General features: G+C 59.4%; 8 protein-coding genes. 1 reads left to right on the top strand and 7 read right to left on the bottom strand.

All coding sequences use genetic code 11. The annotated features are described in order from the left end of the window. Window positions 1-281, top strand: a 281-nt coding sequence (locus LAT62_RS15455; RefSeq protein WP_293385970.1) for a hypothetical protein, incomplete at its 5' end; no start/stop codon positions are given. Here LAT62_RS15455 and LAT62_RS15450 read toward each other — a convergent pair. The 7 genes from LAT62_RS15450 to LAT62_RS15420 form a co-directional block, all read right to left on the bottom strand. After that, window positions 265-843 carry a VTT domain-containing protein gene (locus tag LAT62_RS15450; protein ID WP_293385968.1) on the bottom strand — a complete coding sequence of 193 codons (579 nt, stop codon included), beginning with the start codon at window positions 841-843 and terminating at the stop codon, window positions 265-267. The genes LAT62_RS15455 and LAT62_RS15450 overlap by 17 nt on opposite strands. Next, window positions 840-2,192, bottom strand: a complete 1,353-nt coding sequence (gdhA, locus tag LAT62_RS15445) for an NADP-specific glutamate dehydrogenase (RefSeq protein WP_293385966.1) — start codon at window positions 2,190-2,192, stop codon at window positions 840-842. The genes LAT62_RS15450 and gdhA overlap by 4 nt, the downstream gene beginning before the upstream one ends. Window positions 2,193-2,323: 131 nt before the next feature. After that, complete coding sequence (locus tag LAT62_RS15440) at window positions 2,324-2,971, bottom strand: class I SAM-dependent methyltransferase (RefSeq protein ID WP_293385964.1); 648 nt, start codon at window positions 2,969-2,971, stop codon at window positions 2,324-2,326. A gap of 161 nt (window positions 2,972-3,132) precedes the next feature. Next, window positions 3,133-4,185, bottom strand: a complete 1,053-nt coding sequence (gene dinB / locus LAT62_RS15435; RefSeq protein ID WP_293385962.1) for a DNA polymerase IV — start codon at window positions 4,183-4,185, stop codon at window positions 3,133-3,135. A gap of 12 nt (window positions 4,186-4,197) precedes the next feature. Continuing rightward, window positions 4,198-4,971 (bottom strand): molecular chaperone DnaJ, encoded by a 774-nt coding sequence (locus LAT62_RS15430; protein WP_293385960.1) that lies wholly within the window; start codon window positions 4,969-4,971, stop codon window positions 4,198-4,200. Window positions 4,972-5,059: 88 nt separating this feature from the next. Next, window positions 5,060-5,758, bottom strand: a complete 699-nt coding sequence (locus LAT62_RS15425; protein WP_293385958.1) for a VWA domain-containing protein — start codon at window positions 5,756-5,758, stop codon at window positions 5,060-5,062. 86 nt (window positions 5,759-5,844) lie between these two features. Then, the gene (locus LAT62_RS15420) at window positions 5,845-6,231 is read right to left on the bottom strand and encodes a hypothetical protein (protein WP_293385956.1); all 387 of its coding nucleotides are present in this window, start codon (window positions 6,229-6,231) and stop codon (window positions 5,845-5,847) included. Between the last annotated feature and the right edge of the window lie 225 nt (window positions 6,232-6,456).

Genomic DNA, 6,456 nt, shown 5'->3' with positions numbered 1-6,456 from the left:
TGTTTCTGCGCCAGGAAATTCTGGCGTTTCTCCGCCAGCACAACCAGCAGCCGGACGATTATCAGTCGGCCATTGCCAGTCTCAGCGCCTGGTCTATGGTGCACGGCCTCACCAGTCTCCTGATGTCCAAAAACCTGGAAGCGATTATCTATTGCCACAACTGGCCGGAAGAATTGAGTGCGCGAGACAGCTCGGGTCACTACCCGATGCTGGACCATCTGATCGATCTGACGCTCGCTGGCCTGCGTGAGGGCACTGCCTCCATCAATCCGCCAGAATAGTCAGCAACTGATTGCCCCCGGCCACATAGAAGGTAATCAGAATACCCTCCCCGATGCCGACCGCGATCAGACATCGCGTCAACGACAGGCGCAAGGTAGCCGCGCAGTAGATAATGACATCGGTCGGCACCACAGGGAAAAAGCTCCAGCCGATGATCACCGGCTCACCGTGCTTCTGCATCAGTCGGCTGAGCTGCACTGCGCGCGCCCGATAACGTTCCCGCACCAGATAATCGAAACCGAAGCTGCGCACCATCAGGTAGACAATGGCTGAGGAAATGATGATGCCGATCATGTTAAGCGACCAGACCCAGGCGGCCGGAAAAACGGCAATGCCCATGAACAGCAAAGGCGTACTGGGAATCAGAAAGATACCCCGCATGCACAGAATCAGGGTATAGGCCAGACTGGCCAGCAGCAGATTGTCGGCAAACCAGCCCGTTACCTGCTCTGCCGTCAACTGATCCCGAAACAGGAATATCAGCGTCAGCACCAAGGCAGCCACCGAGGCCCAGATGATCAGAGCCGACAGTTGTCCCCGTCGGCCCAGCCTGGGTGTCACAGCACACCCTGCTCGATCATGGCATCGGCCACCCGACGGAAGCCGGCGATATTGGCGCCGACGACCAGGTCGCCCGGCGAGCCGAAATGTTCTGCCGCTTCACTGGCACGCTGGTAGATATCGCGCATGATCCCCTGCAGACGCCGATCCACCTTGTCCAGTGGCCAGGCCTGCATGCTCGCATTCTGCGCCATTTCCAACTGACTGACCGCCACGCCTCCGGCATTGGCGGCCTTGCCCGGCCCGTAAGCGGTTTTAGAGGCCTGCAGCAGCTCTGCGGCACCCGCCTCACAGGGCATGTTGGCGCCTTCGGCCAGACAGACCACCCCATTCTCGAGCAGAGTCTCGACATCGGCTCGCGTCACTTCATTCTGCGTGGCACAGGGGAACGCCGCCTCTGCCGGATAGCGCCAGACCGCATGGCCATCGTCCGGGTATTCGTCTCCCGGCGTATACTCGGCATCCGGATAATCATCCAGATAGCATTTGAGGCTGACCCGGCGCGCCACTTTCAGGGTTTTCAGAAGCTCGAGATCTACCCCGTCCTTGTGATACAGGGTGCCTCTGGAGTCGGTGACGGTGATCGGTACGGCGCCCAGTTCATACAACTTTTCCACTGTATGCAGGGCCACGTTGCCGGCGCCGGAGACCAGACACCGCTTGCCCTTCAGGCTGTCACCGCGATCCTGCAACATGTTCTCGGCAAAATAGACACAGCCATAGCCGGTAGCGGCTACTCGCCCCTCTGAGCCACCCCAGAGCAGCCCCTTGCCGGTCAGTACACCGTCGAACCGTGTCGTCAGTCGCTTGTACTGACCAAACATATAGCCGATCTCACGCGCCCCGACGCCGATGTCACCGGCCGGCACATCGGTTGTAGCTCCGACATGGCGCCAAAGTTCATTCATGAACGACTGACAGAAACGCATTATCTCGAGATCGCTCTTGCCTCTGGGGTCGAAGTCCGAGCCGCCCTTGCCGCCGCCCAGCGCCAGACCAGTCAGAGCGTTCTTGAAGATCTGTTCGAAACCCAGAAACTTGATGATGCTGGCATTGACCGAGGGATGAAAACGCAGCCCGCCCTTGTAGGGCCCCAGCGCCGAGTTGAACTGCACCCGGTAACCCTTGTTCACCTGCACCCGGCCCTCGTCATCCACCCAACTGACCCGGAACATGATCTGCCGCTCCGGCTCGACAATACGCTGAATAATTCCCTCGCGCTGATATTGGGGATTTTCATCCAGCAGCGGACGCAAGGTGTCCAGCACCTCCTCGACCGCCTGGAAAAATTCGCTTTCGGCCGGGCTGCTTTTTTTCAGGCGCTTCAGGGTGTCTTCGACGTAGGGCATAACGAATTCCTTTGGGTCTCGATGAATTTGGGCATCGGAATCAGTGCACAGTCAACAGTAGACGGTCGACAGTACCAAAGCAGGCAATCGGGCACTCAGCAAACTGTCTTCTGTCCTCTGTTTTCTGTCCACTAGTCCTGTTTATGAAAAACCGCCACATCTGGATCAGTCAGACGAACCTTCGCCCCCCATTGTCCAGCCAGCCACTGCAGTGTTGCGATACTGAAAAAGATGACGTGGGTCGGGTCCCGAGTATAGTGCCATTCGGCGAAATGTTCCTGACTGACGACCCGTTTGGTCTGGACCACAAGCAAACCGCCGGATTTCAGGCATTTCCAGAGCCGATTGAGCCAGGCGGCCGGGTCATGCAGGTGTTCCAGCACTTCAGTGGCGGTAATGAAATCGTAGTCGGCGCTCAGCACTGATTCATCCGGAAAGTAGAAATGGTCGAACAGGGCCATGTCATAGCCGGCTTCGGTAAACATGGCGGCCAGCGCCGGGCCGGGCCCGCAGCCGAAATCCAGCCCTCTGGCCGGCGGTCTTATGGCCGCGCTGACCGGGTTGAATGAACGTGCCAGAAAGCGTCGATACCCGGGGTCATCAACGCGATTCTCGTGCTTGTCATACTCCGCCTTTTCAGCCGTCGCTGACAGCCAGCAGGCTGCCGGGACCTGAACCAGACTGCAGTCTTCGCATACCCAGTAGGGGCGCCTGTGGTCTTCATGATACAGCGACAGCGCGCGCGACCCGCACAGGGTGCAGGCGTCGGGGGCTGGCAAGTCAGGCTTTGAGGCTGGTCGGGTCACTGTGCTGACGGAGTTTGGCATTTGGCGACAGGTTATCATATCGGTCCATAGTCGACAGTTGAAAGTCGACAGTGCACAGTAAGGTCGCATCACGCACACTGCTTCACTGTCTTCTGTCGACCGTCGACGAAAATCTATTCGAATAGCTTCAACTGCGTCGGCTCACCCTCCCCCGGCCGCTGCAGCCGATACCCGACGCCCAGCAGGCGTACCGGCATCGCCCGTCGTGCCCAGCCCTCCTGCAGCAACTGATCGAACAGGGCCGGCTCGGGGGCCGGGTGACTGTGTTCTATTGTGGTCTGGGTAAAATCGGCGAACTTCACCTTCACCAGGGCGCCCTGTATGCGATAGCCCTGCAAACGGGCATAGCGTTGAGTCAGATCGTCGATCAGTTCGGGCAACCTGGACTGACAGGCCTCGAGGTCGGGCAGATCTTCCGAGTAGGTCTGTTCGGTGCTGATCGATTTGCGCTCACGACTGACCTTGACGGGTCGCTCATCACGCCCGTGAGCCAGTTCATGCAGTCGCTGGCCGAAGCTGCCAAAACGCTCCAGCATGGTGTGCAGGCTGAGCTGGCGGATATCGCCACAGGTAAACAGACTCTGTGCGTGCAGCTTCTCCGCGGTGCGCTTGCCCACACCATGCAGCTTGCTGACCGGCAGGTCACGTACAAACGTCTCGATGTCCTGTGGCAGGATAACTTTCATGCCGTCCGGCTTGTTCCAGTCACTGGCGATCTTGGCCAGAAACTTGTTGGGGGCCACACCAATGGACACCGTCAGCCCCACCTCAGCCTGTACCTGCGCCCGAATAGCTTCTGCCATGCGGGTGGCACTGCCCTGACAGGCATTGCTGTGACTGACATCCATAAAGGCTTCGTCCAGCGACAGCGGCTCGATCAGGTCGGTATAGCGGCGATAGATGGTAAAGATCTCTCGGGACACCGCCTTGTAGACATCCATGCGACCACGCACCAGCGTCAGGTGCGGGCAGAGGCGCAGAGCCCGGGCACTGGACATGGCAGAGTGGATGCCATAGGCACGGGCTTCATAGTTGCAGGTGGCGATCACGCCTCGGCCGTCGGCCGAGCCACCCACGGCAAGGGGAATTCCTCGATACTGGGGAAAATCACGCATTTCGACAGCGGCGTAGAAACAATCGGCATCACTGTGCAGTATCTTGCGCATGCGGCGCCCCACTCAGTCGAGCAGAATCTTCTTGGCTTCGTTGATCCGTGCTGCCAGCCAGTCGCTGCCGCCGCGGTCTGGATGGAGCTTCTGCATCAGCCGCCGATGCGCCATAACAATGTCGTCGCGCGAGGCGCCCTCTTCGAGGCCGAGTATTTCCAGCGCCTCGCGACGGTTCATCGGGCCACCACCCGAAGCAGAACCCTGCTGTTCACTCTGCTGGCCCGAATCGGCACCGGCATCCTGTTGTGGGTCGTCGGCACGCCAGCTGTCACCAAAACGCTTGTCGAGGTAGGTTTCCAGCAGGCGGGCCGAGTCTGCATCCTGCTGGCGGCAGAACTGCAGCAATTCAATGAACTCGGGCTCTCCCAGATCCGCCAGCGACCGGCCTTCCATAGGGCCCCGCAGCACATGACCCTGCATCTCACCACTGTCGTGGTCCAGCGTCATTTCCAGCACATCAGTACTGACTTTGGACTGGTTGCCGGGCTTGGGCTTGCTGCGCCCCATACCGGGAATACCACCTCCCATCCCGCCGGGAATTCCGCCACGGAAAACGCGACCCAACAGCAGGGCCGGCAACAGGCGGCGCAGAAAGGGCACCATGGCGGCCAGCAGACCGAACACCAGATGCAGGCGACCGGTCAGGGCCAAAAAGATCACTCCGGTGATGGCACAGGCCACCAGAACCTTGATCAACCCCTGTCGACGCTGGCCCGGAGGCTGGGCGCGTACATAGACCCAGCCGGCAACGGCCATCAAAAGAGCAAACAGAAACAGCGGCAAACGGTTTTCTCCGTGCAATAGACAACATGAAAGCTCGCAGTGTAACCCGATGCGGCGCCTGCGTCAGTGCCGGTCAGCGGTGCCCGGTTCAGCGAATCTGCTGGGTGAGGCGTTTGACATCAGCACTGCCGCGCCGGGAGAAGTCCTCCAGCGCCTGGCTGCCGCCCGAGGCGTAGACGGCTACGGCAGCCAGCAGCTCCCTCAGCACCTGCGGACTGCTGCTGTCAAACGGGACATAGGCGCCGCCGGACAGCTTGCTGATCTGCTCGAATACGGCCTTCGCATGCGGGTCATGGCCTTCATGAAACATGAAGACCGGCGTGCGCAGCATGCCCAGTTCACCTGCGGTATGGCACAGGTCGTCTACCGGCTCCTCGCAGCAGTCGCCGATAAAGATGACGGCCTTGACCGGCGAATCACGGGTCTCGCTGGCGGCGTGCGCCAGAACCCGGCCAATCTGGGTGCGGCCGCCCAGACAGCTGACGCCATTCATCAATTGCAGCAATTGATCCGTCTGGCCGACAAAACGAGTCGCCTTGAACTCGCCGTAGCCTCGATAGTAACAAAGCTGGATGGCCAGGCCGCCCAGTTCCCGGGTGGCGCTGAACAGCTCACTCTGCAGGTGGCAGGCCTGGTCCCAGGTGGGTTCGCGGCTGCCGGTTGCGTCGAGCGCAAAGATCAGGCGCCCCTGGCCGGCACTTCCGTTCTGCGGCATGGTGCGCACTTCATTGATGAACTTATCTATGGCCGTACGATCGGATTTGGGACGCAGTGACTTGTCGGACATGACATTCCCGTTGCTATTCATGATCTGTAAAGAATAGTGTTTCTGAACGGACTTGCCCACCGCACAGACAAGCCCTCACTCGGATTTTACTCGGGTGCGGCACAGGCCTGCAGCGGGCCGACCGTGTGGCTTTCATCGTCGCCCGGCAACTGCCAGATCAGGCTGAGGCCATCATCAGGCTCCTCCACCATCGTCACATACCAGGAGCGCAGCCCGTCTTCGCCGCAACTCATCAGGGTCAGCCAGCGATCCGGCCCGATCTGCTGGGGAGGTGAAGCGCCGAAAAAGCAGACAAACAGAAAGCGCTCCATCCATTGATCACCGATTTCATACCAGAAAGCCTCAGGACGAGAATCCTGGCCGGACTCATACAGCGCACAGGCCTCCTCGGTACCCCAGACCCCCCTCGGATGCACTGGTCCATTCGACTCGGCAACCGCATGGCCCACTAGGCCGACTCCTGTTAACAGCATGGAAACAAAAGACTTTCGGAGCATACCCTAATCCCACAGACCTGCTTAACAAAGGTAGACCCGTTATATGCATTTAAGTTTCAGTTCTCAGGTCAGTGATGTGAGTCGACAGATGACAGTCGACGGTCGACAGTAATGGCTTGACAGCCCTTTGAGGCTCGGCAACGATAATTCTGTCTTCTGTCTTCTGTCTTCTGTCTTCTGTCTTCTGTCTTCTGTCTTCTG

Source organism: Natronospirillum sp., from assembly GCF_022565775.1.
Taxonomy (GTDB): domain Bacteria; phylum Pseudomonadota; class Gammaproteobacteria; order Pseudomonadales; family Natronospirillaceae; genus Natronospirillum.
Note: the sequence above shows the minus strand (reverse complement) of the source record. Positions and strands in the feature narration are given on the sequence as shown.

Excerpts from the sequence above, each read along its gene's own strand:
- gdhA (WP_293385966.1), bottom strand. The coding sequence starts at position 2,192 with ATGCCCTACGTCGAAGACACCCTGAAGCGCCTGAAAAAAAGCAGCCCG.
- dinB (WP_293385962.1), bottom strand. The coding sequence starts at position 4,185 with ATGCGCAAGATACTGCACAGTGATGCCGATTGTTTCTACGCCGCTGTC.
- LAT62_RS15425 (WP_293385958.1), bottom strand. The coding sequence starts at position 5,758 with ATGTCCGACAAGTCACTGCGTCCCAAATCCGATCGTACGGCCATAGAT.
- LAT62_RS15420 (WP_293385956.1), bottom strand. The coding sequence starts at position 6,231 with ATGCTGTTAACAGGAGTCGGCCTAGTGGGCCATGCGGTTGCCGAGTCG.